Origin of the sequence: Pseudomonas sp. Irchel 3E13, assembly GCF_900187455.1 — a bacterium.
GTDB lineage: Bacteria > Pseudomonadota > Gammaproteobacteria > Pseudomonadales > Pseudomonadaceae > Aquipseudomonas.
The window spans coordinates 424,609-449,023 of sequence record NZ_FYDX01000002.1; the positions used below are offsets into that span (position 1 = coordinate 424,609).

Here is a 24,415-nt window from a genome sequence, read left to right on the forward strand (position 1 = left end):
GGCTGTTCGATAACAGCCCCGCTTAACGGTGTTGCCAGGAGCATCAACCTACGCGGTAGTTTGGCGCTTCTTTGGTGATCTGTACGTCATGCACATGGGACTCGGCCATGCCGGCACCGGTGATGCGCACGAACTCAGGCTTGGTGCGCATTTCTTCGATGTCGGCGCTGCCGGTGTAGCCCATCGAGGAACGCAGACCGCCCATCAACTGGTGGATGATCGCGGCCAGTGCGCCTTTGTAAGGAACGCGGCCTTCGATGCCTTCCGGAACCAGCTTCTCGGCGCCGGCCGAGGAATCCTGGAAGTAACGGTCCGAGGAACCTTGTGCCTGAGCCATGGCGCCCAGCGAGCCCATGCCACGGTAAGCCTTGTAGGAACGGCCCTGGAACAGTTCGACTTCACCCGGCGCTTCTTCGGTACCGGCGAACATCGAACCCATCATCACGCACGAAGCGCCCGCAACGATGGCCTTGGACAGGTCACCGGAGAAGCGGATGCCGCCGTCGGCGATCAGTGGAACGCCGGTGCCTTCGAGGGCGGCGGCGACGTTGGCGATGGCGCTGATCTGCGGCACGCCGACACCCGCAACGATACGGGTGGTGCAGATCGAGCCAGGGCCGATACCGACCTTGACCGCGTCAGCGCCGGCTTCAGCCAGGGCCTTGGCGGCAGCGCCGGTGGCGATGTTGCCGCCGATCACCTGCACTTGCGGGAAGGTTTCCTTGACCCAGCGAACGCGGTCGATCACGCCTTTGGAGTGGCCGTGGGCGGTGTCCACCACCACTACGTCAACACCAGCGGAAACCAGTGCGGCAACGCGCTCGGCGGTGTCCTTGCCGGTACCGACAGCAGCGCCGACACGCAGACGACCCTGGTCGTCCTTGCTGGCCAGCGGGTAGGCCTTGGCTTTTTCGATGTCCTTGACGGTCATCATGCCCTTGAGGCTGAAGTTGCCATCGACGATCAGGACTTTTTCCAGGCGGTGCTTGTGCAGCAGCTCGCGGACTTCGTTCTTGTCGGCGCCTTCGCGGACAGTGACCAGACGCTCTTTCGGGGTCATCACGTCGCGGACGGCGATGTCCAGGCGGGTTTCGAAGCGCACGTCACGGGAGGTGACGATGCCGACCAGGTCGCCGTTGTTCAGCACCGGTACGCCGGAGATGTTGTTCAGGCGGGTCAGTTCGAACAGATCGCGAACGGTGGCGTCGGCGTCAATGGTGATCGGGTCGGTGACTACACCGGCCTCGAACTTCTTGACCTTGCGGACTTCGGCAGCCTGCTGCTCGACGGTCATATTCTTGTGGATGATGCCGATGCCGCCTTCCTGCGCCATGGCGATGGCCAGGCGGGCTTCGGTCACGGTATCCATGGCGGCGGAAACCAACGGAATGTTCAGCTCGATGCCACGGGTCAAACGGGTCTTGAGACTGACTTCGTTAGGAAGTACCTCGGAGTAGCCAGGTACAAGGAGAATGTCGTCGAAGGTCAGGGCTTCTTGGCTGATACGCAGCATCGCGGGGGCTCCCGGGCGGGAAAAATGGAAGCGCGCCATTATACTCATGCGCGCCTGTTCACTCAATGCAAAGATGGGCCTTCGGTCAGTTGACTGGCCGCTTCACCCGCACCACCGCCACCGGCTGATCCAGCCAGTCGGCGAAGGCGTCGAGGAAGGTCTGTTTGAAACCGGCGTCGGCCCACCCGTTGAAGATGAAGCCCAGGTTGGAAAAGGCACACGGCTGCAGAAACAAAAAGCCGTTGATGTCGTCTTCATGGCCGCATTCAGGGCAGGTGAAGTTATCGGTCTGCGCCGGCATCCAGTCTTCCAGGCTGTCGAACAGCGCCTCGCCGACCTCCCGGCGACATTCCGGGCAGCCCGCTTCTTCGAGGAAATCATCCAGCGGCGTATAGATGCAGCGCTTGGTGATGACTTCCAGACCATTGATGCGCTTGCCATACGGCAGCAATTCCGGCCGCTCCACCACCTTGCGCGCACCTTCGCCGATGGCGTGGCCCATGCGGCTGCCGGTGAGGCCGCAGGTGCTGAGGCCCTCTTCGACGATCTTCTCGCGTACCAGCCAGCGCAGGATGGCTCGCGCACGGGCTTCGTGCACGGGGATGGTGGACATGCGGGGAACGATGATGCTCTGGGTAATCATGACAGCGGCCAGACGTGCTCAAAGCTGCCAGTTTACCTCACTCAGGTAACGACCGATCAGCGCGATGCCGCTGCCCAGCACCAGCCAGGTCACCAGGCGCACGAAGGCTTCGCGGGACATGTTCAGGGTCAGCCGGCGGCCGACGCGCAGGCCGAGGAACATCATCGGCAGCAGGCACACCGCGAGCAGCAGCAACGGCCAGTCGGCATAGACCCCGGCAATCAGGAACAGGCTCAAGCGAACCACGGTGCTGCAACTGATCAGCGCGCTCTGGGTCGCCCGCGCCTGCTCGGTGGAAGTCAGGCGGGCATTGAGGTACAGCGCATATAGAAAACCGCCGCTGCCGAACAACGCGCCGAACAGGCCGCCCACTGTCCCCGTCGGCACCGCCCAGGCCGGTGCCAGGTTGGCCGGTTTGACCTTCACCGCCAGGCTATAGAGTGCGTAGGCAGTGACGAACAGGCCCATCAGCAACATCAGCACATCGGCCTTGAGCTTGAGCAGAAAGATCACCCCGAGGGTGCAGCCCAACGCCATGAACGGCAGCAGGCGCAGCAGTTCGCTTCTGACCACCGCCTTGCGCGACGGCAGCCAGTTGCCGAACGCGGCGACGAAATCCAGCAGCACCAGCAACGGAATGATCTGCGACAGCGGCATGAAGTTGATCAGCACCGGCCCGGCCACCAGCGCAGTGCCGAAGCCGGCGATGCCGAACACCACATAGGCGGCGGCCACACCGAGCAGGATCGGCAGCCAGTCGAGGGTAGAAAACGGCAATTGAGCGAATAGATCCGACAGCATTCGGGAGGCACCTTGCAGAAGTTTCAGATCACCTTAACCAGTCGGCACCTATGCCGACTAATATGCAATATCGCCATCAGCCATCTCGAAACGGCATAGCTCATGATTTCTACCCGCCAACTGCGCTACTTCGTTGAAATCGCCGAAAGCGGCAGCTTCAGTGCTGCCGCCGAACGCCTCTTCATCGCCCAGTCGGCCCTGAGCCGGCAGGTCCGCGAACTGGAGCAGCAACTGGACACAGCCCTGTTCGAACGCACCGCCCGCCAGCCGCGCCTGACCGCCGCCGGCCTGGCCTTCCTGCCACGGGCCCGCCATCTGCTGCAGGACCTGGACAAGGCCAGTACCCTCGCCCGCGAGGTCGGCCAGGGCTTGCGCGGCAGCCTGCGCCTGAGCCATTCGAGCACGGTGCCGCTCACCGGCACGCTGCTGCAACGGCTGGGCGGCTATCTGCGCGAGAACACCGGGGTCTCCATGGAAATAGCCCAGCTTTCGTCCGAAGGCCAACTGGAGGAACTGGCCGATGGTCGTCTGGATATCGGCCTGCTGCGTCTGCCGGTGCTGCGCCAGCATGAAGGCCTGTGCGTGGAGCCGCTGTTCGAAGAGCCGCTGTTGCTGGCGGTAGCCGATACCCACCCGCTGGCGACGCACAACAGCGTGCACCTGCAAGACCTGCGGGAAGAACCGTTCATCTCCATCCCCCATCGTCAGCGCGGCGGTCTGAGTTACCTGTCGGCGGAACTGTGCATGAGCGCCGGCTTTTTCCCGCGGCCGGCGCGGGTGGTGTCGCGCAAGACCACCCAATTGCAACTGATCCAGGCCGGCTTCGGCGTCGCCTTGCTGCCGCGCTGCATGCAGGATATTGCCCCGACGTCGGTACGTTTTCTGCCGATGGCCGACTTGGGCTGCGTCAGTACAGTGGCCATTGCCTATAGGCGCGACGCCGGACCTCTCGTCAGGCAATTCCTCAATCATCTCCACGAAGCGACCTTGACCCTGAAGTAACTACAGGGACCATCCTCGGCAAAAACACGGAGGCTTTGCCATGCGCACGCAACAGGATCAGGACTATCTGCAACCCACCGGGATACTCGATTTCAACGCCCCGGCGATCACTCACCTTATCGACACCCGCGGCTGGCGCCAGTTGCCGCCCGAACAGGCGGCCCGCGCCGTCTACGAGTTTTGCCGCGATGAAATCCTGTTCGGCTACAACGCCGGCGCCGACAGCCTGCCGGCGTCGGCGATCCTCAAGGAAGGCCTGGGCCACTGCAACACCAAGTCGAACCTGCTAATGGCTTTGCTCCGCGCCCTCGACATCCGCTGCCGACTGCGCGCCTTCACCATCGACAAACGCCTGCAGAAAGGTGCCATGACCGCCTTCGTCTACTTCATGGCGCCTCGGGAAATTCTCCACACCTGGGTCGAGGTCGAGTTGCATGGCCAGTGGGTGGTGCTCGAAGGCGTGATCCTCGATGAGCAATACCTGCGCGCGGTACAGAACAGGTTCAGCAACTGCCAGCACGCGTTCCTCGGCTATGCCGTGGCCACCCCGTCCCTGGCCGAACCTGCGGTGCAATGGACCGGACGCGACACCTACATCCAGCGCGAAGGCATTGCCCGGGAACTCGGGCTGTACGCATCGCCGGACGATTTCTACCGCGAGCACAAGACCAACCTGAACGGCGTGAAAGGCTGGCTGTACCACAACTTCTTCTACAAGGTGCTCAACGACAACGTGCGGCGTATCCGCGAAGGCGCGCTGGAGGGTGCCGGCAGCCAGGCCTGTGCTCACCAGGACAGCACCGCGAGAATTAAGTGATTTCCCACCAACCGTAGAGAACGGTCCTACATAACCTTCCAACCATAGTGCCCATCCTCTGGCCGGTCGGCCTGCAGACCTTCAGAAAACCTGAAGGCTCTCGCAGGCCATACCCCGTATTCGAATACGACTCGAGTACCCAGCCATGAGGAACTCAACCCTATGCAAGGCTACTTCATCCGCATCGGCGACAAGACAAGCTGTGGTGGCAAGGTCATCGAAGGCAGCAGCGGCACCATAATGGGAGGACTGCCCCAATCGCGCCTAGGTGACACCGTCACCTGTGGCGTCACCGGCGGCTTCTTCCAGATCGTCGGAGGTGTGCCATGGATACTCATCCCGCACCTTAAGGCCTGAAGCCGATGGGAAAGTTGGGGATTTTCGTAGCTAGCCTGCTGGGGCTGTGGCTCGCCTCCGAATGGTGGGAAAAAGGCCTTGCCTCCGCTAAAAGAGAACCAAGACTAAGCCCAAACGGATGCTCAAGCCTTCAGACCTTCAAACCTTTCTGGTTGTTGCCCGACATACTGCACCGTGAATTTGCACCCAACGACGATGGCGAGGGTCAATGGTTTCCCACTTGGGAATCACCCGGTTTCTACCGCTTATATGACAATTACAACAACCAACTGATCGGCGAAACCGTCATCTATGACCTTGCATATTCCGGAGGCAGATTGAGCTGGGACCGTGGCGGAGGCGTATGGGTCGGAATGACCTACGTGGGCCCTAGCATCCGGGATTGCATCGGAGCCAAACCTGTTCCCCAAAATGAGCACTGAACAATCCCGCACCTTAAGGCCTGAGGCCTGCTGCTCAGCGCAGCAGGCCTCGTTCATTCCGACGTCACCCGCTTCGAGCGAGGTTTTGTCGGCTACGCCATCACCGACAAAGTAGGCAACCGACGAATCCACCATGGTTAGAAATAATGATTTCAGGAAATACAGGAAAAAAACCGGCATGGACGGCGGCGACGTTCTCTACCCCGATGTGCTGTGGAAGAGCGTTGATATGGGAGATGCCCCTTGAAATCGATCTGGAAAAACTTGGCTATTTGCGCAGCGATCATCCCCGCTCTCTGGCTCGCATCCGAGTGGTGGGAAAAAGGCTTGGCCTCCCCAATGGATGAAGCTGAAAACAGCCCAAACTTGTGTTCCCGTATCCAAACCTTCAAACCATTTTGGTTGCTGCCCGATATTTTCCATCGTGAGTTGGCACCCAACGATGGCGCAAAACTTCGATGGTTTCACTTCTGGAAGGTTCCTGGCTTCTACCGCTTATATGACAACTACAACAACCAACTGATCGGCGAAACCGTCATCTATGACCTTGCATATTCCGGAGGCAGATTGAGCTGGGACCGTGGCGGAGGCGTATGGGTCGGAATGACCTACGTCGGCCCTAGCATCCGGGATTGCATCGGAGCCAAACCTGTGCCCCAAAGTGAGCACTGAACAATCTCGCGCCTTCAAGGCCTGAGGCCGACGTCAACCGCTTCGAGCGAGGTTTTCTCGGCTACGCCATCACCGACAAAGTGGGCAACCGACGAATTCACGATGGTTAGAAATAATGATTTCAGTAAATACAGGAAAAACCGGCATGGACGGCGGCGACGTTCTCTACCCCGATGTGCTGTGGAAGAGCGTTGATATGGGAGAGGCCCCTTGAAATCGATCTGGAAAAGCTTGGCTATTTGCACAGCGATCATCCCCGCTCTCTGGCTCGCATCCGAGTGGTGGGAAAAAGGCTTGGCCTCCCCAATGGATGAAGCTGAGAACAGCCCAAACTTGTGCTCCCGTATCGAGACCTTCAAACCCTTCTGGTTGCTGCCCGATATTTTTCATCGTGAATTAGCACCCAACGATGGCGCAAAACTTCGATGGTTTCACTTCTGGAAGGTTCCTGGCTTCTACCGCTTATATGACAACTACAACAACCAACTGATCGGCGAAACCGTCATCTATGACCTTGCATATTCCGGAGGTAGATTGAACTGGGACCAAGGCGGAGGCGTATGGGTCGGAATGACCTACGTCGGCCCTAGCATCCGGGACTGCATCGGCGCCAAACCTGTGCCCCAAAGTAAGCACTGAACAATCCCGCACCTTAAGGCCTGAGGCCGGCTGCTCAGCGCAGCCGGCCTCGTGGGGATTTTTCGTTGCTAGCCTGCTGGGACTCTGGCTCGCCTCCGAATGGTGGGAGAAGGGCTTTGCCTCCGCTAAAGGAGAACCGAGACCAAGCCCAAACGGATGCTCCAGCCTTCAGACCTTCAAGCCTTTCTGGTTGTTGCCCGACATCTTACACCGTGAATTTGCACCCAACGACGATGGCGAGGGTCAATGGTTTCCCACTTGGGAATCACCCGGTTTCTACCACTTATATGACAACTACAACAACCAACTGATCGGCGAAACCGTCATCTATGACCTTGCATATTCCGGAGGTAGATTGAACTGGGACCAAGGCGGAGGCGTATGGGTCGGAATGACCTACGTCGGCCCTAGCATCCGGGACTGCATCGGCGCCAAACCTGTGCCCCAAAGTGAGCACTGAACAATCCCGCACCTTAAGGCCTGAGGCCGGCTGCTCAGCGCAGAAGATTATTGATTTGGGAGATCAACCTTGAATCGGCGTTCTGGCAAAGGCCTCTTAATTTTCGTTGCTGCCATCACCTGTCTTTGGTTTTCCTCCGAATGGTGGGAAAAAGGCTTCGCTTCTCCATGGGGAGAAATCAGACAAAGTCCAAACGGCTGCTCCAGTCTTCAGGCCTTCGAACCTTTCTGGTTATTGCCAGACATACTGCATGGCCAAACCATTCCCAATGAAGATGGGAGAGTACAGTGGCCGCACACATGGGAACTACCCGGCTTCTACCGCCTGTATGACAATTACAATGGGCAATTGATTGGTGAGACCGTTATATACGACCTGGCTTTTTCCGGCGGGCGCCTGAACTGGGACCAAGGCGGAGGCGTATGGGTCGGAATGACCTACGTCGGCCCTAGCATCCGCGATTGCATCGGCGCCAAACCTGTTCCTCAAAGTGAGCACTGAACAATCCCGCACCTCAAGGCCTGAAGCCGGCTGCCCAGCACAGCCAACCCCGCCCCCTCAGAACACCAGACTCAACTCCATGAACGTCACGCTGTTCTTCTTCCTCACCCCGAAATAACTCTGCCGGGCGCCGTGGAAGTGATCCACGCCCGCCCCCAACTTCACCGAGTCAGTGAGCGAATAGCTGGCCCGTGGCCGAACCACATAACTGCTGCCGGTGAGGTCGGCTACGGCGGACATTTCCAGCTTCAGCCGCTCATTGAAGAACATGTCGGAAATCCGTGTGGTCAGTCCCCAGTCGCGGCGGCCGAACTCGGAATTCAGGCGATCCTCGCCCTCTTCGATCAGCCGCAAAATCCCGCTGTCAGCCGGCTCCCGGTAGTCGCGAAAGACCCCGAACAGTTGCAGATTGACGTTGGCCGACTCGCCGAAATTACGGTCGGCGCCCACCACGATCCGCGTGTTTTTGCGCCGTTCGTCACGGCACCCCGAACAGTCCAGCGACAAACGCTCATGAGCGAACTCGCCGCGCACCGTCCACTCCCCCGCGGCCCAGGCAAAGTCCGCGCCGATGGCGCGCTTACGTTCGTAGGCGCTGATGAAACGTAGCGCCGGGGTCATCACCGCCTGATAACGCGGCGCCCGTTCGTAGCCATCGAACCACGACAGCGACCAGTCCAGGCTGTCGCCGGCATGGTCGAGTTTCAGTGCCGTTTCGAGGGCATCGGGTTCGTCGCGCTTGTCCAGGTTGCTCGGCAGGGTTCCCTGAGGCATGCGGTTGGCGTCGAAATCCGCCAGCACCGCGGTCAGCGACAGGCTGTCATTGAAGCCATGGCGAACCTGAACCGCATTGAGCCCCATGCGCTGCTCGTCGTCTTCGGGAACCAGCAGGGTGAAGTCCCGCGGCGACAGGTAATCGGTGGGATTGATCCGGTCCGAACGCCCCCAGGCGATGACCTGCCGTCCCACTCGCCAGCGCCACGCATCGTTGCCGGTTTCGATATAGCCATCGCGCAGGCGGCCGCTGTAGCCGTCCGCCTGCCCGCTGTCGTCGATCCCGGCGCGAGCCGCGAGCACCAGGCGCGTCTGCTCGGCGAGATCGAGGTTCCAATTGATCAGGCAGGTGCCTTTGGCGATGTCGTCGTGGTCGTCCAGATTGCGGTTGGACGACCAGTAGCCGGTGCGGCACTCACCGAACGGCAGGCTCTGCGAGCGGGCAAACTCGCTGAAGGCGCCGACGACGGCAAACAGGATAAGCAGTTGGGCGCGCATGGTTCACTCTTGCCGTTCGAGGTAGCCGTTGGTGAAGTAGTTGTCGCTCACCGCGACGTTGGCTTCGAAGCTGTCCATCCGCACGGTGGTCGAGTGGCCGGTCTGGTGATTGCTGACCTTGACCAGCATCGGCTGGTACTTTTGTCGCGCCGTATCGACCGCCTTCAATTCGCTGCTGAGCACGGTTTTCTGTAGTGCCTGGCTGGCGTCGTAAAGCTCCGTGCGGACCGCCACGAAGGAGTCGTTGGCAACCCAGCTGATGCGCTTCGAATAACCGGTATTGCTGGCGATTTCCGCAGACTTCGGCAGCGACTCGATGACCTGGGTGGGAACGCCCTCCAAGGTCTCCTCGCGCAGCAGGCGGTGGGTCCAGTCCTGGGGCTTGTGGCCAATCAGGTCGCCGTAGGTCAGGTCGGTGCCGACGAAGCTGCGGTTGTTGTTGCTGCTGGCCAGGCGCCGAGCCTTTTTCAGGGTCGGCAGGTACACCCAGACATCATCCTGCGCGGGCTTTTCGATGATCAGCGTGGTGGTGTTGCGCACATCGCCCGGCGACAGGAAACGTATGACCCGGCGGTTGTGCGTGCCGTCATCCTGCAGGCGGGTCGCGGCGAAGGTCTTGCGCACCCGCTCCTGGCCGGAGGCGTTGGTCAGGGTGAAGGTCGATTGCGACAGGGAGCTGTCCATGCGCGTCGCCTGGTAGCTGCGCGACATGATGTCGTCGGCATTGGCGTCCGCGGCCAGCGCGCTGTCCGGCCGCAGCAGCACGCCGATGGCAAGGGCAAACAGCAGCGGCAGGACCGCGCCAGGCAGTGGCTTTTTCATCGCTTGGGCTCGCAGGAAAGTTGGCGGGAAGGCCTTCATCAGCGCCGGGATCAGCACCAGAGCGCACAGCGCGCTGACGATCATCGACAGCACGATGAGGAAGCCGAACCAGATGTGGATATAGAAGTTGAACGACAGCATCAGCACCGAGTAGCCGCCGGCAATCGCCGTGGCGACATAGACCACCGCCTTGCCGGCGGTGCGCATGGTTTCCCGCAGGGCCAGGTCGAAATCCTCGACCCGCTGCAGTTCCTCGCGCATGCGGTAGAGGATGTAGATGGCGTAGTCGGCGCCGATCCCGATGGCCATGGCCGACGCCACCGAGTTGGGGGTGTTGAGCGGAATGCCGGTGGCGCCCATCACGCCGAGGTTGACCAGTACGGTCACCGCCAGCGGCACGACGAGGTAAACGCCGCCCATCAGCGAGCGGAACACCAAGGCGCCGGCCAGCAGGATCACGCCCATCATCTGCAGGATGTTCATGATCTTGCCGTGCACCAGGGTTTCGCTGAGGGCCGACGACTGCGGAACGCTGCCGCCGATCTGCACCTTCACCCCCGGCGGCAGGCGCTCCTGCACGAAGCCGCGAATCGCTTGCACCAGGCCGGCGGCGTAGGTGCTGCTGTCGTTGCGGGTCCAGACGATCAGGCTGGCGTTGCGGTACTCGTAGTCGATGTAGGCGTCGAAGTCAGTGGGATCGCCGGACATGGAGTACAGCAGCAGGTACTGGGAAACCATGTCCTGGGCGTCCGGCACGCGGAAGTAGCGCGGGTCGCCTTCGTTCATCGACTGGCTCATCTGCTTGATGAAATCGACGATGGAGGTGGTCTTGCCCACGTCCGGCAGGGTTTCGACAAACCGCTGGGTGTCTTCGATCAGGCGCAGGGTGCGCGGGTCTTTCAGGCTGTCGGTCTGCAGGCCCTGGAACACCACGTAGAGGGTGTTGGTCCCGGCCAGCTTGCGGTTGAGGAATTCATCGTCCTGATACACCGCCAGGCGGCTGCCGAAGTAACTCTTGGTCGAGTTCTCCTTGTTGAGAAACAGCAGGCCGATGGAGGACAGCAACGCGACCGCCATGAACAGCGAAACGATCAGCCCGCGGCGCTTGAGGATCAGCCCGGTCAGGTGGTCGGCGAGGCGATCCCATACCCTCGGCCCCTTGACGTCTGGTGCCTTGACCGCAGGCGCCGGCAGGTAACTGCGCAGGGCCGGAATAAAGGTCAGCTCGATGAACAGCGCGCTGAGAATGCCAAGGCCGGTGAACAGGCCAAAGGTGCGGATGGTGGCGATCTCGAAGGTGACCAGGGAAAAGAAGCCCAGCACCGCCACGCCACCCGCCGTCAGCATCACCGGCGCGGCCCGACTGAGGGACTGGATGATCGCCTGGTCGTTGAGCTGCTGCGGCGAGCCCGGCGCGCCGCCGAGGGTGAGCTTGTCGTACTCCTCGTAATAGCGCTTGAGGATCTGCACGGCATGCCCGGCGGCGACCGCGAGGATCAGGATCGGCGTGGTGGCGTTGAACGCATCCATCGGCACGCCGACCGCGCCCATGATGCCCAGCCCCCAGATCACCGCGAGCACTGCGGTGAGCAGCGGCAGGATCAGGCCCTGCACGGTGCGGAAGGCTTCCAGGTGGATCAGGCCGATGATCAGCAGAGCGATGGGAAACAGAATGGCCATGCGCTGGGCGAAGCGTTCCACCGCGGCGAAAAACACCGGCGAGCCACTGGCGGTGATCTTCAGGTCCGGCGCGCGGTGTTCGTCGATGACCTTCTGCACCCCGTCCATGATCTTGCGGAAACCGCCCTGGTCGGCATGGATCGCAAACGACAGCGACACCAGGCTGCCATCCTCCGACACCAGCGTGCCGCGATACACCGGATTATTGGCGAGGCGCTCCTGCAGGCGGGCGATGGCGCCGGGGTCGATCGGTGTGTCCAGCAGCGGTTCGACGCGCATTTCGTCGGCGGCCCCGGCAATCGACTTGGCCTTGTTCGCCGTGACGCTCATCAGCGTATGGCCCTTGACCCCGGGCAGCGTACTGATCTGCGTGGAAAGCTCGCCAAGGGTCGTGAGAATGCGCGGGGTCAGCGCGCTACCGCCCTCCGCCGCACTGATGCCGATGACCACCACATGCTTGGAACCAAACAACGATTCGGCCAGGTTGGTGCCAATCACACTCGGGTGCGCCTGCGGCAACATGGTGTTGGGGTTGATGACGATCTGCAGGTTTCTGACCTGGGTGGCGAACAGCACCGTGGCCAAACTCAGGGCAATAAGAACCCACAACCGGGATCTGACGATCCAGGCAACTGTATTTCTTATCATGTTCAACTCATCCTTCAGATGAACTGCGGTTAGTTGCCCAGATACTCCCGGACATATTCGACGACGCGGGCAGCGTCGTTATTGGCGCCGACCACGAGTTCCGACGCGCGACAACTCAGCCACTTGCGGCCCATCAGGAAAAAGCCCGGTTGCGGCGTGCGGCCTTCGTGGCCGATACCGACGCCAAAGGCTTCGGCGCCGGGCAGTTGAATCCAGCCGGTGTCTTCCCGATAACCGTTGCACCAGATCACCGCCTGGACCGGCTCGTGACGCTGGTCCTGGAAGATCAGCCCGGTTTCATCGGCATCGATGGCGCGTGCTCTGATCTCCACACCCCGTTGTGCCAGTGCGTTGTTGTTGGCACTCGCCACCGGAATCGGATCGCGCTTTCTGATGATTCCCGCGACCCAGGTATCGTGCTGGGCCGACAGGATTCCCAGGCTGTTCAACCACCAGAACACGTCCTTGCCCAGCACCCGATTCGGCACCAGCTTGCGCTGACGCCCACAGGCCAAAATCACCCTGTGTTGCGCGGCCAGTTCCAGGGCGATCTGCCGCCCGCTGGCGCCGTCACCGACCACGGCGATCCGAGAGCCGGCGGGCATAAAGCCGGCATCGCGAAACTCGCCGGCGGTCAATTGCACGACCCGCGGATCGAGCTTCCGCGCAAAACCGGGCACGACCGGCGCCTGGTTGGAGCCGGTGGCATTGATCACGCTGCGGCAGCGAATGACTTCGCCATTTTCCAGCAGTGCCTCGAAGCCGTTTGCAACCGCGCTCAACCGCGCCACGCGGGTAGCGAAGGACACCCGCACCTGCTTCGCCCGGGCGAACGCTTCCAGGTAATCGGCAAATTCATGGCCTGAGGCATAGCCCTCGGGGTCGCCGAGCATCGGCAGATCCGCCAGACGACAGAACTGCCGCGAGGTGAACAGCCGCAGGCTGGCAGGCCGTTGCCGCCAGACCTCGCCGGCGCGCGGACCGGCATCGAGCACCCGGTAGTCGATGCCGGCCCGCGCCAGTAAATGCCCGCACAGCAGGCCCGATTGCCCGCCGCCGATAACGAGACAGTCGAGCATTCAGACCCCCAGCGCGGCTTTCAGGTCGAGGGATTCGCCGGACAGCTCCGACCAGACAAAGCTGGCCAGGGCGCCGACGGTGACGAAGTCATAGGCGGCGGTCGGGTCGAGGGCGATACCCAGGTGCCGCTCCAGCGCTGCCACCAGTTCGACCCGGGCCACCGAGTCGAGGCCGATATAGTCGAACGACAGGTTGTCGTGGATTTCTTCGACGAAATCCGGCTGATGCACCCGCAGGTAATCCCGCAGGCGTGTCTTGATCAGCGCTTTGACGGCGGCCAGGCCTTCCTCCGCGGACCAGGCGGCATTGGGCAACGGGACGGTCAGGTTCAGATCGGCGGTCATGGCGCGATGGCCTCCAGGCAGGACGGGGTCGGTTGGCGGGTGGAGTGGATCAGCAGGCGGTGCTGTTCGATGCTGCCGTCGAGGTGGCGGCTGGCGCACAGATGACGCTGCACCTTGCCGCTGGAAGTGCGCGGAATCGCGCCCTGGTACAGGTAGGCGATGTCTTCCAGGCGCACTTCGTGGGCGGCCATCAGCACCGCACGCAACTGGCGAGTGAGACTTGGGAAATCCAGGTCGCCGGCGCTGCGGTCGCGACGGGGAAACTCGATCCAGGCAACCACCTGCGGGCTCGGGCCGGCCTCGACGGCGAACACCGCAATGGCGGCCTCGCCGAGTGCTGGATGCACATCGCGCAGGCTGGTTTCCAGGTCATGGGGGTGAACATTGCGTCCGCGCAGAATGATCAATTCCTTGATCCGGCCGGCGATATACAGGCTTCCATCGTGGACAAAACCCAGGTCGCCGGTGCGCATCCACGGGCCTTGGCCGCAAGCGGTGGTGGCGCCGAAGGTGGCAGCACTGGCCTGGGCGTTGGCCCAGTAACCTGAGGCGACGCTGGGGCCGGAAAACCAGACCTCGCCCGTCTGGCCGTCGTCGACGCGGCGACGGCTGTCGGGATCGACGATTGCCACCTGATGATCACGCACCACAGGACCGCAATTGACCAGGGCCTGCGCGTCCTGATCGACCTCGCTGGCGATGATGGCGATGCCGTTTTCCAGGTCCTTGCGGGCGACGTTCAGCACCCTTTGCCCATTCGCCGCCACGCCACCGGACACGATCAGGGTCGCTTCCGCCAGGCCGTAGCACGGCGTGACCGTTCCCGTGCGCAGGCCGTAGCGGGCGAACTTTTCTTCGAAACGCTCCAGCACCGTGGCGCTGATCGGTTCGGCACCGCAGAAGAGCACGCGCAGCGCCGACAGGTCCAGTTGCGCCGCCGTGCGCTCGTCGACCTCGGCCTGCACGCACAAGGCCAGGGCGAAGTTCGGTGCTCCGGTAGCCGCTGCGCCGTACTGGCTGAGCAAGGTCAGCCAGCGCAGCGGCCGCTGCAGGAAATGCAGCGGCGACATGAACACATAGTGGCCGCCCAGAGAGATGGGTTGCAGCAGCGCGCCGATCAGGCCCATGTCGTGAAACTGCGGCAACCAGCCAGCGCCGACAACACCCTCGCCCAGTTGCAGGACGGAATGGATCGCGCGCTCGTTGGCGATCAGTTGCGAGTGCCGGACCATCACGCCCTTGGGCACACCGGTGGAGCCGGAGGTGTATTGGATGAACGCCAGTTGCTCAGGGTCCGGGCGGGTCAGTTGCGCACAGGCCGGGTTTGCAGCAAGCGGCTCGCAGTAAAACTTCAGGTCCTCACGCCGGCCCAGTCCTTCGGCGATCGAGGTTTGCAGCTCGGGCACGGTCAATACTGCAGCAGCGCCGGCGTTTTCCACGATCTGTCCGAGGCGGGTGTAGTGATGGCTGTTGCGCGCCAGATTGGCCGGAATCGACACCGCTCGCGCATAAGCACAGGCGAAGAACGCCACGATGAAATCCAGCCCGGTGGGAAACAGCAGCAGGACATTCCTGTGCGCCAGCCCGGCGTCGCGCAGAACCGTCGCATAGCCCGTGGCGCGCTGGTGCAACTCGCCGTAGCTGAGCACCTGCCGGTCCTCCTCCTTGTGGCCGACGAAGGTGTAGGCCGGCGCGTCGGGCTGGGACGCCGCGTAGTGATCGAGGCAGTCGAGGATGGTGCCGGCGCGGTCCAGCGGGATCAGTCGGCTCATGCTGGCACCTCTCCGCTGATCCGCCGCAGCATGCGGATCCCCGCCTCGACCGCGCCGACGAAACGTTCGAGGCTGTCCTCGGTGGTCAGCGGACCGAGGCTGACGCGCATGGTCGACTGGATCGCCGCCTCGCCAAGTCCCATGGCCACCAGCACATGGGACAGCGACTTGGCGTTGTTGCTGGAACAGGCGGAACCAAGCGAGACCTGGATGCCATGCATCTGGTCCAGCAGCGCCGCCAGGGACTCGGCGCGAATCCCCGCGATGCACACGCTGAGGGTATTGGGCGCCTGCTTCGCCGGGTCCGCCGAGCCATGGATGGTCACGCCGGGAATCCGCAGTTGCAGTTGCTCGATCAGGTGCTCGCGGTAAATGCCCATGCGCGCGATGGTGTCGGGCATGGCCGCTGCCGCCACCTCGGCGGCCACGCCCATGGCAGTGACCAGCGCCGACGCCTCGGTGCCGCCGCGCAACCCACCCTCCTGGCCGCCGCCGTGCAGCAGCGGCTCAAGGACCACGCCGCTGCGCATGTACAGGCCGCCGACGCCCTTGGGCCCGCAAAACTTGTGCCCGGCGAACGACAGGGTGTCGATACCCAGCGCCTGGACATCCACGGGTATCTTGCCCACCGCCTGCACGCCATCGACATGGAAATGGATGCCGCGACCCTGCAGTACCCGGGCGATCTCGCCCACCGGCTGCAAGGTGCCGACTTCGTTGTTCATCAGCATGATCGAGACCAGCCGGGTGTTTTCCCGCAGGGCCTGGCGTACCCGCTCCGCGCTTACCAGGCCTTCACGGTCCGGCGCCAGGCGGGTGATCTCGAAGCCGAAGACCCGCTCCAGGTGAGCGGCGATCTCGAGGATCGACGAGTGCTCGATCGCCGAAATGATGATGTGGGTGGGCTGTGCCACTCGACCGATGGCGCCGCAGGCGAGCAACGAGCCCTTGATCGCCCAGTTGTTGGCCTCGGTTCCTCCCGAGGTAAACGTCAGCTCGGCCGGCGCGCAGTTCATCAGACCGGCGACCTGTTGCCGTGCGATGGCCAGGGCGTTGCGGTTCTGTTTGGCCAGCGTGTAGACGCTCGACGGGTTACCGAAGTGGTTCAAGGCCTCGCTCAGTGCATGAGAGGCTTCCTTGTACATCGGTGTCGTTGCGTTGTAATCGAAATAACCGTGAGTCGACATCCTGTTCTTCCTCAGGCGGCGTTGTATTGCCGTAGCTGGATAAAGAGTGACTTGAGCATTTCCAGGCAATGATGTTGCGAAGGTTCTATTTCGCCTAACATCTGTTGCATGTCGGTACTGGTAATAGCCTCGAGCGTATCGAGGGACTTACCATCTATCTGCGCGCAGAATATATTTCCGGTGGCCAGGGAAGTTGCACAGCCCCAGGCCTGATAACGAACATTCTGAATAGCGCGATCGAGCACTTCGAACTGCACGCGAATACGGTCGCCACACACCGGATTACCCAGCTCGATGGCGGCAGCCTGTTCATCAACTTCGGCGGCGTATACAGGGTCGGAAAAGTTTCTGACGATAATATCGTTGAACATACAAAGTCCTTTTGCGAGGTCCACACTATCAACTGGCGATCGGGCAGGTGCTCGAGGTTTGTCCGTCCATGGTTTTTTCCAGGTTCACCGCACAGCAACCAAACTCCAGCGACGATGGCGCTCGCATTACATATTCCATGCGTTGGCCACTGCGTCCCGACGGACTTTCACCCGGCAGCAGGATGACGACGTCCTCGGTCAGGATCATTCCAGGCGTCGCCAGCGCCAGCGGATCGAGAATCCCCAACACGCCCTTCTCGCCCGGCGCGACTTCACGGCTCAGGTCGTTCATGTCGCGCACGGTGAAGTGCACATAGGGCGAAACGTGCTTGACCTGGTGTTCGTCATCAATGGCCATGACGTTGGATTCCACCAGCGCGTAGATGTCGCGCACCGAACCCGGATCGATGCCGAGGTATTCCTGGCACATCAGGTTGAATTCGCGGCGCGAAATCATCTGGCCGGTAAAGCGTTTCCAGCCGCCGAGGGTAATCACCCGGCTGCCGCGATCCAGGGTCAGGCGCTGGCCGGTCTGCTTGAGGAACTGCAGCAAGCGGTAGATCAGGAAGGGCGGGCCGATGATGTGGCGGGTGAACTGGTTTTCCCAGCCCTTGAGCTGTTCGATGGCCTGCTCGGGAACGAAGCGCTCCTGCTTGACCATGAACCGATGGGTATCGAGCATGCCGGCGAGCATGTTCAGTGCCTTGATCATGCCCATTTCCGGGATTTCCTCGGTGGACGGGCAGATATACAAGCCCGCGCCTTTGGAAATACCGAGGAACTCGCGGTACATCGCATAGATCGCCACCACCGCAACATCGACGGTTTCATGGCAGCGCCGGGAAATACTCGGAATACCGCTGGTGCCGGTGCTGCGCATTTCGTGTTCGATCTGCGCAAGCGGCTTGGACAGCAATTCGTGACTGCTGGCGGACTTGAACTTGGCAATCGGCACCAGCGGAATGCGGATCAGGTCATCGAAGGTCGCGATGCTGTCTTCATTGATGCCCTTGCTGTTACAGGCCTGCCGATAATAAGCATTGTTGCGGTAGTGAAAACGGAAGGCATCGACAATCAACGACGTCTTGATCTCATCGAGCGTGTTCTGCGGCAACCGATAAAGTTCCGAAACCGATGCTGCCGCCGCTTTCAACGGGTCGATACCCAGTTCTTTCAGGCGTGCGGAAAAATCGCTGCTGTTCATGAAGTTCCTCATTTCCATTGATGTTTATTGTAAAAACACACAAGCGCAGGTAGCCACGAACCGAACGGACAACGTTCGATAATGTTATTGATGTTTTTCAACGCCCAGCCGACAGCGCAACAGCGGCTCTTCAATCAGGCCGGGTTGTACGGGCGAACTTACGGGCACGCGAAAAGTTACGCTTCGCGTATTAAGGGAGGGGGATCAGGGATCGTTCATTTCATCAACATCCTTGTTGAAGATCACAAACCAGGGCGGTTTGTGCGGTCCATTGAATACTTCGATGAGCGGACGATAAACCCTCTAGTGACTTCAGAGTCAAGCAGTGACTTACAAAGATCGCTGTAATTTCTACAGGCTTTCAGAGTGTTGTCCTATGTACCGGATAGGCAGGACACCCCACCCCGCGATCCTTTATAGTGCCGCCCCATGATCAGAGACCCTTTCGAACGCCTCGGCCTCGACCGTGAAGTCCTCACCGTCAGCCAACTCAACGGCCGCGCCCGCGTGCTGCTGGAAGATGTTTTCAGCAGCATCTGGGTCGAGGGCGAGATATCCAACCTCGCCCGCCCGGCTTCCGGCCACATCTACTTCACCCTCAAGGACAGCGGCGCCCAGGTGCGTTGCGCGCTGTTTCGCAATAACGCCGCGCGGATTCGCCAGGCGTTGCGCGATGGCCTGGCGGTCAAGGTGCGCGGCAAGGTCTCGCTGTTCGAAGGCCGCGGCGACTACCAACTGATCCTCGACACCGTGGAGCCGGCCGGCGACGGCGCGCTGCGCCTGGCCTTCGAAGCATTGAAAGAGAAGCTCAGCGCCGAAGGCCTGTTCGCCACCGAACGCAAGCGCGCCCTGCCCGCTCACCCGCAACGCATCGGCATCATCAGCTCGCCGACCGGCGCGGTGATCCGCGACATCATCAGCGTGTTCCGCCGCCGCGCGCCGCAAGTCGAGCTGAACCTGATCCCCACCGCCGTGCAAGGCCGCGAAGCCATCGGGCAGATTGTCCGCGCCCTGCAAAAAGCTGACGCCCAGGGCTTCGACGCACTGATCCTGGCCCGTGGCGGCGGTTCGCTGGAAGACCTCTGGTGCTTCAACGAAGAAGCCGTGGCCCGCGCCATCGCCGCTTGTGTGACGCCCATCGTCAGCGCCGTCGGCCATGAAACCGACGTGTCCATCAGTGACTTCGTCGCCGACGTCCGCGCGCCGACGCCCTCGGCCGCCGCCGAGCTGCTGGCGCCGGACAACAGCGACCTGCAACGCCGCCTGGAAAGCCTGCACCGGCGCCTGCTGCTGCGCATGCAAAGCCGCCTGAGCCACGATCGCCTGCGCCTCGACAGCCTGGCCCGGCGCCTACGTCACCCCGGCGAACGGCTGCGCCAGCAGGCGCAGCGTCTGGACGACCTCGACATGCGTTTGCGCCGCGCCTTCGAGCAGCGCCTGAACCAGCGCCGCGAGCGTCTGGCGCGACTCGACACGCGCCTCGCCGCGCAACATCCCGGACGCACCCTGGCGCTGCTCAAGGAACGCCTCGACAACCTCGCCGAGCGCCTGCCACGCGCCATGCGCGACACCCTCAAGGATCGCCGCCAACAGCTCCAGAGTCAGGTGCAAATGCTCGAAGTGGTCAGCCCGCTGGCGACGCTGGGTCGCGGCTACAGCATCCTCCTCGACGAGCGCGGCCAGGCGATCCGCAGCGCCGCGCAGACGCACAACGGCCAGCGCCTGAAAGCCCGCCTGGGCGAAGGCGAATTGCTGGTGCGGGTCGAAGACAACCACCAGACGCCGGTCACGCTTTCCCTACTGGACTGAATCCATGCCAAGACTGTTTGCCTCGCTGCTCCTGCTCTGCCTGACCTTCGCCAGCAGTGCCCAGGCCAGCTACATCACCCGCCAACTGAACAAGCCGGTGCCCGGCGGCGTCGCCGTGGTCGACCTCGGCCCGTCCGCCCAGCCACTGACCGCCCGTTTCGACGGCAAGCCAGTGTTGGTGGTCAAGGAACAGGACAACTGGCTGGCCATCGTCGGCATCCCGCTGACCCAGAAGCCGGGCGCCGCCAGCATCACCCAAGGCTCCCGCACGCTGAGCTTCAACGTCGGCAGCAAGAAATATCAGGAACAGCGCATCACCCTGAAAAACCAGCGTCAGGTCAACCCGAACCCGGCCGACCTCAAGCGCATCGACGCCGAACTGGCCGAGCAATTGAAGGCCTACCGCAGCTTCAGCCCGGGCACGCCGAGCAACTTGCTGCTGGACAAACCGGTCAGCGGACCGCTGTCGAGCCGCTTCGGCGTGCGCCGCTTCTTCAACGGCGAAGAGCGCAACCCGCATTCCGGCCTGGACTTCGCCGTGCCCGCGGGCACGCCGATCAAGACCCCGGCCAACGGCAAGGTGATCCTCACCGGCAACTACTTCTTCAACGGCAACACCGTGTTCGTCGATCACGGCCAGGGCTTTATCAGCATGTTCTGCCACCTGTCGAAAATCGACGTGAAGACCGGCCAGGTCCTGAGCCGCGGCGCGGTGGTCGGCAAGGTCGGCTCCACCGGCCGCGCCACCGGTCCGCACATGCACTGGAACATCAGCCTCAACGATGCGCGGGTCGATCCGGCGATTTTCATCGGTGCCTTCCAGCCCTGAGCCACCGCCCGAATGGCGCGCTTGCGCCAATCGAAAAGACCGCGCAACCGACGCGGTCTTTTTCGTTACAAACCGCTATTAAATGTCGATAAAAAGCTGTTTCCGCACATTTCTATCAATTTTCCCCAGGTGCTTGCCATCTTTCACCTCACTGGTTAGGGTTGAGGGCATGAAAACCGCCAAAACCCTCATCCTGCTCCGCCAACACCGCAGCCTTTGCCTGGTCAGTGCACGACTACCAAGCTGAATCGCGTCGCCTCGCCCCTTCCAAAAAAATTCGTATCCGGCAGGCCCGTTCCAGGCCGCATTTAAAGGATTGCTCTGATGTCCATGCTCAAAGACCCTTCGAAGAAATACCGCGCCTTCCCGACCATCGACTTGCCTGACCGTACCTGGCCGTCGAAGACCATCACCCAGGCGCCGATCTGGTGCAGCTCCGACCTGCGCGACGGCAACCAGTCGCTGATCGAGCCGATGGATGCCGAGAAGAAGCTGCGTTTCTGGAAGACCCTGGTCAGCGTTGGCGTGAAAGAGATCGAGGCGTCGTTCCCGTCCGCCTCGCAAACCGACTTCGACTTCGTGCGTACCCTGATCGAAGACGGCCACATCCCTGACGACACCACCATCCAGGTCCTGACCCAGGCTCGCGAAGACCTCATCGCGCGTACCTTCGAGTCCCTGCGTGGCGCGAAAAAAGCCATCGTCCACCTGTACAACGCCACCTGCCCGTCGTTCCGTCGCATCGTCTTCAATCAGGACAAGCAAGGCGTGAAGGACATCGCGGTGAACGCGGCCAAGCTGTTCGTCAAATACGCCGCCCAGCAGCCTGAAACCCACTGGACCTTCGAGTACTCGCCAGAAACCTTCAGCGCCACCGAACTGGAGTTCGCCAAGGAAGTCTGCGACGCGGTCATCGAAGTGTGGAACCCGACCCCGGACCACAAGATCATCCTCAACCTGCCGGCCACCGTCGAAGTCTCGACGCCGAACGTCTACGCCGACCAGATCGAATGGTTCTGCCGCAACGTCAACCGCCGCGACAGCGTGCTGATCAGCCTGCACACCCACAACGACCGTGGCACCGGCGTCGCCGCCACCGAACTGGGCCTGATGGCTGGCGCCGACCGCGCTGAAGGCTGCCTGTTCGGCAACGGCGAGCGTACCGGTAACGTCGATTTGGTGACCCTGGCGCTGAACCTCTACACCCAGGGCATCGACCCTGAGCTGGACTTCTCCGACATCGACGGCGTGCGCAAGGTCGTCGAGGAATGCAACCAGTTGCCGGTGCACCCACGTCACCCGTATGTCGGCGACCTGGTTCACACCGCCTTCTCCGGCTCGCACCAGGACGCCATCCGCAAGGGCTTCACCCAGCAGAAAGAAGGCACCCTGTGGGAAGTGCCGTACCTGCCGATCGACCCGGCCGACATCGGCCGCAGCTACGAGGCGGTCATCCGCGTCAACAGCCAGTCGGGCAAAGGCGGTATCACCTACCTGCTCGAACAGGAATACGGCATCAGCCTGCCGCGCCGCATGCAGATCGAGTTCAGCCAGGTTGTCCAGGGTGAAACCGACCGCCTGGGCCTGGAAATGACCGCCCAGCAGATCTACAACCTGCTGCACCGCGAATACCTCCAGGCCAACGCACCGTATGCGCTGGTCAGCCATCGCCTGCAGGAAGAAAACGGCCACAGCGCCGTGGAAGTGGAAGTCGCCGGTGAAGGCGAGACCACCCTGCACTGGCGCGGCAAGGGCAACGGCGCCCTGGAAGCCCTGGTTGCCGGCCTGCCGGTCGCCGTGGAAATCATGGACTACAACGAACACGCCATCGGCGCCGGCACCAACGCCAAGGCCGCGGCGTACATCGAACTGCGCGTTGCCGGTGGTCGTCCGGTGCACGGCGTGGGCATCGATGAAAACATCACCACCGCCAGCTTCAAGGCCCTGTTCAGCGCGCTGAACCGCTCCCTGAGCCAGCAGGCGGCGAAGGCGGCGTAAGCCAGACCGCGCTGTCGTCACACTGAAAAGCCCGCCTCTCTGGAGGCGGGCTTTTTTGTTTGAACACCAGGGGAAATGCCATTATTTTGCTTGTGCTGCTGGATATACTGCGACGACCGCGTTACCCCCTTACCGCATCGAGATCACGGACGAAATGAGTTTCCCTCCGAGCACCTCCCGATCTGCTCACGGCCTACCGCCTCAAGACTCCGGACACCCCCGCCCATGACTCCCGGCTCCCTCATGGCGCTTGTCGAAGACAACGTTCGCCACTACGAAAACATCCTGACCGGACTTCAGACGACACTGTCGAAAGCCACCGCCCAAGACATGCTGCTGACCCAGGACACCATTGCCAACCTGCGCCGTATCGAAGCCGCGCCGATCGAGCACCCGGCCCTCGATCAGCAGGTGCGCCATGCGCTGCAGGAACGCCAGCAGCAGGAGTCGAAATACCGCGCGCAACTGGCAGAAGTGGAGAACGACATCGCCCAACTGGTCAGCGAGTTCCGCGCGCTGGTCAACCAGCGGGAGCAGCGACTTCCGCAGTTGTGGCAGGCACACATCCTGCATCCGGACTACACCTCGCTGATGCGCCAGGGGCAAGACATCATCCAGGCGCGGCAACGCTTGCAAGACTCGCTGGCGCAGCTCATCGAAGAGCGCGACAAGAAGATGCCGGCCTACGAAACCAACCCGTTCTACGTGTACCTGCGCACCCGGCGCTATGGCACGGACGACTATTCCCGCGGGCGGCTGTTCCGCCAGTGTGATGACTGGCTGGCGAGCAAGGTCAATTACCGCGAAAACCGCCGCAACGAACTGATTCTGCGCTCCATGCCCGACAGCGTCGCAACGTTGGTGGAAGCGCACAACGCCAGGCTGCTGACGCTCGATGAGCAGAATGTGGCGAACTGGGCGAAGGCTGGCGGCGGGCTGCGTGCCGATGCCACGACGCTGCGCAGGACACTGCTGGCCAAGCAGATCATCGCCGCCAAGACGCGGGCCAATGCGGCCTACGACCAGCTTGTGCTCTTCATCGATTGCGAAGACAGCTACACCCAGGACATCGAGCGCTGGATCGACGCCCAACTGGGCAACCACAGCATCGATGACATCCTCGAAATGCTGGTGAACGAGTGCCCCGAACACAGCAACACGCTCAACCAGTACTGGAGCAAGCTTGCTGATTCGAGCAACCGGGTCGAGGGCCTGGAGGAAAACGTCGACAAGGCCCTGGAGGACTATCACCACGCCAAGGAGCTGGAATGGGGCCTGCGCACCTTGCGCGAGGAAGAAACCGACTGCGGCGAGCAGTGCACCTGCGCCTGTCACCGCGATGAGAACTTCCAGGGCCAGTGCCCCTGCGTGTACGACGACGAACGCTATTACACCTATCCGCCCGAGCTGGACTGCACCGGTCTTATCACTGGCTACATGAAACGAAACCTGGCGCTGGACGACCTGATGAGCCTGTTCAACGACCAACGGTTGTCATTCAACGATCAGGTGCCGGAGCCGGCAACAACGGCGCCCGGCGCAGCCACCGAACTCTCTTCTTCGTAAGGACAC

General features: G+C 61.9%; 21 protein-coding genes. 10 read left to right on the top strand and 11 right to left on the bottom strand.

What is annotated here, in order from left to right; genetic code table 11:
* Nucleotides 1-43: 43 nt before the first annotated feature.
* The 3 genes from guaB to CKW37_RS04435 all read right to left on the bottom strand — a co-directional run bounded on the left by guaB (nt 44) and on the right by CKW37_RS04435 (nt 2,957).
* A complete protein-coding gene (guaB, locus tag CKW37_RS04425; RefSeq protein ID WP_095154226.1) occupies nt 44-1,513 on the bottom strand; it encodes an IMP dehydrogenase in 1,470 nt (489 codons plus the stop codon).
* Between the two features lie 85 nt (nt 1,514-1,598).
* Nucleotides 1,599-2,156, bottom strand: coding sequence for a sugar ABC transporter ATPase (locus tag CKW37_RS04430; RefSeq protein ID WP_095154227.1), 558 nt, complete (start codon nt 2,154-2,156; stop codon nt 1,599-1,601).
* 18 nt (nt 2,157-2,174) lie between these two features.
* A complete protein-coding gene (locus tag CKW37_RS04435) occupies nt 2,175-2,957 on the bottom strand; it encodes a sulfite exporter TauE/SafE family protein (RefSeq protein WP_095154228.1) in 783 nt (260 codons plus the stop codon).
* 102 nt (nt 2,958-3,059) lie between these two features.
* Between CKW37_RS04435 and CKW37_RS04440 the strand changes: the two genes are divergently transcribed.
* The 6 genes from CKW37_RS04440 (at nt 3,060) to CKW37_RS32310 (ending at nt 7,827) form a co-directional block, all read left to right on the top strand.
* Nucleotides 3,060-3,959, top strand: a complete 900-nt coding sequence (locus CKW37_RS04440) for a LysR family transcriptional regulator (protein WP_095154229.1) — start codon at nt 3,060-3,062, stop codon at nt 3,957-3,959.
* Between the two features lie 40 nt (nt 3,960-3,999).
* Nucleotides 4,000-4,776: a transglutaminase family protein gene (locus tag CKW37_RS04445; protein WP_095154230.1), complete on the top strand. Its 777-nt coding sequence runs from the start codon at nt 4,000-4,002 to the stop codon at nt 4,774-4,776.
* A 162-nt stretch (nt 4,777-4,938) separates the two neighbouring features.
* Nucleotides 4,939-5,133 carry a PAAR domain-containing protein gene (locus CKW37_RS04450; protein WP_095154231.1) on the top strand — a complete coding sequence of 65 codons (195 nt, stop codon included), beginning with the start codon at nt 4,939-4,941 and terminating at the stop codon, nt 5,131-5,133.
* A 665-nt stretch (nt 5,134-5,798) separates the two neighbouring features.
* A complete protein-coding gene (locus tag CKW37_RS04460; RefSeq protein WP_095154233.1) occupies nt 5,799-6,227 on the top strand; it encodes a hypothetical protein in 429 nt (142 codons plus the stop codon).
* A gap of 210 nt (nt 6,228-6,437) precedes the next feature.
* A complete protein-coding gene (locus CKW37_RS04465) occupies nt 6,438-6,866 on the top strand; it encodes a hypothetical protein (protein WP_095154234.1) in 429 nt (142 codons plus the stop codon).
* Nucleotides 6,867-7,395: 529 nt separating this feature from the next.
* Nucleotides 7,396-7,827 (top strand): hypothetical protein, encoded by a 432-nt coding sequence (locus CKW37_RS32310; RefSeq protein WP_143501877.1) that lies wholly within the window; start codon nt 7,396-7,398, stop codon nt 7,825-7,827.
* A 57-nt stretch (nt 7,828-7,884) separates the two neighbouring features.
* Here the strand turns inward: CKW37_RS32310 and CKW37_RS04475 are convergent, their stop codons facing one another.
* The 8 genes from CKW37_RS04475 to CKW37_RS04510 are packed head-to-tail and all read right to left on the bottom strand — an operon-like array spanning nt 7,885 to nt 18,207.
* Nucleotides 7,885-9,099 carry a DUF1302 family protein gene (locus tag CKW37_RS04475; RefSeq protein ID WP_095154236.1) on the bottom strand — a complete coding sequence of 405 codons (1,215 nt, stop codon included), beginning with the start codon at nt 9,097-9,099 and terminating at the stop codon, nt 7,885-7,887.
* Between the two features lie 3 nt (nt 9,100-9,102).
* The gene (locus CKW37_RS04480) at nt 9,103-12,249 is read right to left on the bottom strand and encodes an outer membrane lipoprotein-sorting protein (protein WP_095154237.1); all 3,147 of its coding nucleotides are present in this window, start codon (nt 12,247-12,249) and stop codon (nt 9,103-9,105) included.
* Nucleotides 12,250-12,278: 29 nt separating this feature from the next.
* Entirely contained in the window at nt 12,279-13,328 is a 1,050-nt protein-coding gene (locus CKW37_RS04485; protein WP_095154238.1) for an NAD(P)/FAD-dependent oxidoreductase, read from the bottom strand.
* Nucleotides 13,329-13,673: an acyl carrier protein gene (locus CKW37_RS04490; RefSeq protein WP_095154239.1), complete on the bottom strand. Its 345-nt coding sequence runs from the start codon at nt 13,671-13,673 to the stop codon at nt 13,329-13,331.
* A complete protein-coding gene (locus CKW37_RS04495; protein WP_095154240.1) occupies nt 13,670-15,445 on the bottom strand; it encodes a fatty acyl-AMP ligase in 1,776 nt (591 codons plus the stop codon). The genes CKW37_RS04490 and CKW37_RS04495 overlap by 4 nt, the downstream gene beginning before the upstream one ends.
* Nucleotides 15,442-16,632 carry a cysteine desulfurase family protein gene (locus tag CKW37_RS04500; RefSeq protein ID WP_095154241.1) on the bottom strand — a complete coding sequence of 397 codons (1,191 nt, stop codon included), beginning with the start codon at nt 16,630-16,632 and terminating at the stop codon, nt 15,442-15,444. Before CKW37_RS04500 ends, CKW37_RS04495 begins: the two co-directional genes overlap by 4 nt.
* Nucleotides 16,633-16,643: 11 nt before the next feature.
* Nucleotides 16,644-17,003 carry an iron-sulfur cluster assembly scaffold protein gene (locus tag CKW37_RS04505; protein WP_095154242.1) on the bottom strand — a complete coding sequence of 120 codons (360 nt, stop codon included), beginning with the start codon at nt 17,001-17,003 and terminating at the stop codon, nt 16,644-16,646.
* Between the two features lie 28 nt (nt 17,004-17,031).
* Nucleotides 17,032-18,207, bottom strand: coding sequence for a LuxE family acyl-protein synthetase (locus CKW37_RS04510; RefSeq protein WP_095154243.1), 1,176 nt, complete (start codon nt 18,205-18,207; stop codon nt 17,032-17,034).
* Nucleotides 18,208-18,636: 429 nt separating this feature from the next.
* Here CKW37_RS04510 and xseA point away from each other — a divergent pair, with 429 nt between their 5' ends.
* The 4 genes from xseA to CKW37_RS04530 all read left to right on the top strand — a co-directional run bounded on the left by xseA (nt 18,637) and on the right by CKW37_RS04530 (nt 24,409).
* Nucleotides 18,637-20,016 carry an exodeoxyribonuclease VII large subunit gene (xseA, locus tag CKW37_RS04515; protein ID WP_095154244.1) on the top strand — a complete coding sequence of 460 codons (1,380 nt, stop codon included), beginning with the start codon at nt 18,637-18,639 and terminating at the stop codon, nt 20,014-20,016.
* Nucleotides 20,017-20,020: 4 nt separating this feature from the next.
* A complete protein-coding gene (locus CKW37_RS04520; RefSeq protein WP_095154245.1) occupies nt 20,021-20,845 on the top strand; it encodes a peptidoglycan DD-metalloendopeptidase family protein in 825 nt (274 codons plus the stop codon).
* A 324-nt stretch (nt 20,846-21,169) separates the two neighbouring features.
* Nucleotides 21,170-22,843 carry a 2-isopropylmalate synthase gene (gene leuA / locus CKW37_RS04525; protein WP_095154246.1) on the top strand — a complete coding sequence of 558 codons (1,674 nt, stop codon included), beginning with the start codon at nt 21,170-21,172 and terminating at the stop codon, nt 22,841-22,843.
* Nucleotides 22,844-23,068: 225 nt separating this feature from the next.
* Nucleotides 23,069-24,409, top strand: coding sequence for a hypothetical protein (locus tag CKW37_RS04530; protein ID WP_143501879.1), 1,341 nt, complete (start codon nt 23,069-23,071; stop codon nt 24,407-24,409).
* Nucleotides 24,410-24,415 lie beyond the last annotated feature (6 nt).

Coding starts and splice junctions, on each gene's coding strand:
- guaB (WP_095154226.1), bottom strand. CDS start 1,513: ATGCTGCGTATCAGCCAAGAAGCCCTGACCTTCGACGACATTCTCCTT.
- CKW37_RS04430 (WP_095154227.1), bottom strand. CDS start 2,156: ATGATTACCCAGAGCATCATCGTTCCCCGCATGTCCACCATCCCCGTG.
- CKW37_RS04435 (WP_095154228.1), bottom strand. CDS start 2,957: ATGCTGTCGGATCTATTCGCTCAATTGCCGTTTTCTACCCTCGACTGG.
- CKW37_RS04440 (WP_095154229.1), top strand. CDS start 3,060: ATGATTTCTACCCGCCAACTGCGCTACTTCGTTGAAATCGCCGAAAGC.
- CKW37_RS04445 (WP_095154230.1), top strand. CDS start 4,000: ATGCGCACGCAACAGGATCAGGACTATCTGCAACCCACCGGGATACTC.
- CKW37_RS04450 (WP_095154231.1), top strand. CDS start 4,939: ATGCAAGGCTACTTCATCCGCATCGGCGACAAGACAAGCTGTGGTGGC.
- CKW37_RS04475 (WP_095154236.1), bottom strand. CDS start 9,099: ATGCGCGCCCAACTGCTTATCCTGTTTGCCGTCGTCGGCGCCTTCAGC.
- CKW37_RS04480 (WP_095154237.1), bottom strand. CDS start 12,249: ATGATAAGAAATACAGTTGCCTGGATCGTCAGATCCCGGTTGTGGGTT.
- CKW37_RS04485 (WP_095154238.1), bottom strand. CDS start 13,328: ATGCTCGACTGTCTCGTTATCGGCGGCGGGCAATCGGGCCTGCTGTGC.
- CKW37_RS04490 (WP_095154239.1), bottom strand. CDS start 13,673: ATGACCGCCGATCTGAACCTGACCGTCCCGTTGCCCAATGCCGCCTGG.
- CKW37_RS04495 (WP_095154240.1), bottom strand. CDS start 15,445: ATGAGCCGACTGATCCCGCTGGACCGCGCCGGCACCATCCTCGACTGC.
- CKW37_RS04500 (WP_095154241.1), bottom strand. CDS start 16,632: ATGTCGACTCACGGTTATTTCGATTACAACGCAACGACACCGATGTAC.
- CKW37_RS04505 (WP_095154242.1), bottom strand. CDS start 17,003: ATGTTCAACGATATTATCGTCAGAAACTTTTCCGACCCTGTATACGCC.
- CKW37_RS04510 (WP_095154243.1), bottom strand. CDS start 18,207: ATGAACAGCAGCGATTTTTCCGCACGCCTGAAAGAACTGGGTATCGAC.
- xseA (WP_095154244.1), top strand. CDS start 18,637: ATGATCAGAGACCCTTTCGAACGCCTCGGCCTCGACCGTGAAGTCCTC.
- CKW37_RS04520 (WP_095154245.1), top strand. CDS start 20,021: ATGCCAAGACTGTTTGCCTCGCTGCTCCTGCTCTGCCTGACCTTCGCC.
- leuA (WP_095154246.1), top strand. CDS start 21,170: ATGTCCATGCTCAAAGACCCTTCGAAGAAATACCGCGCCTTCCCGACC.
- CKW37_RS04530 (WP_143501879.1), top strand. CDS start 23,069: ATGACTCCCGGCTCCCTCATGGCGCTTGTCGAAGACAACGTTCGCCAC.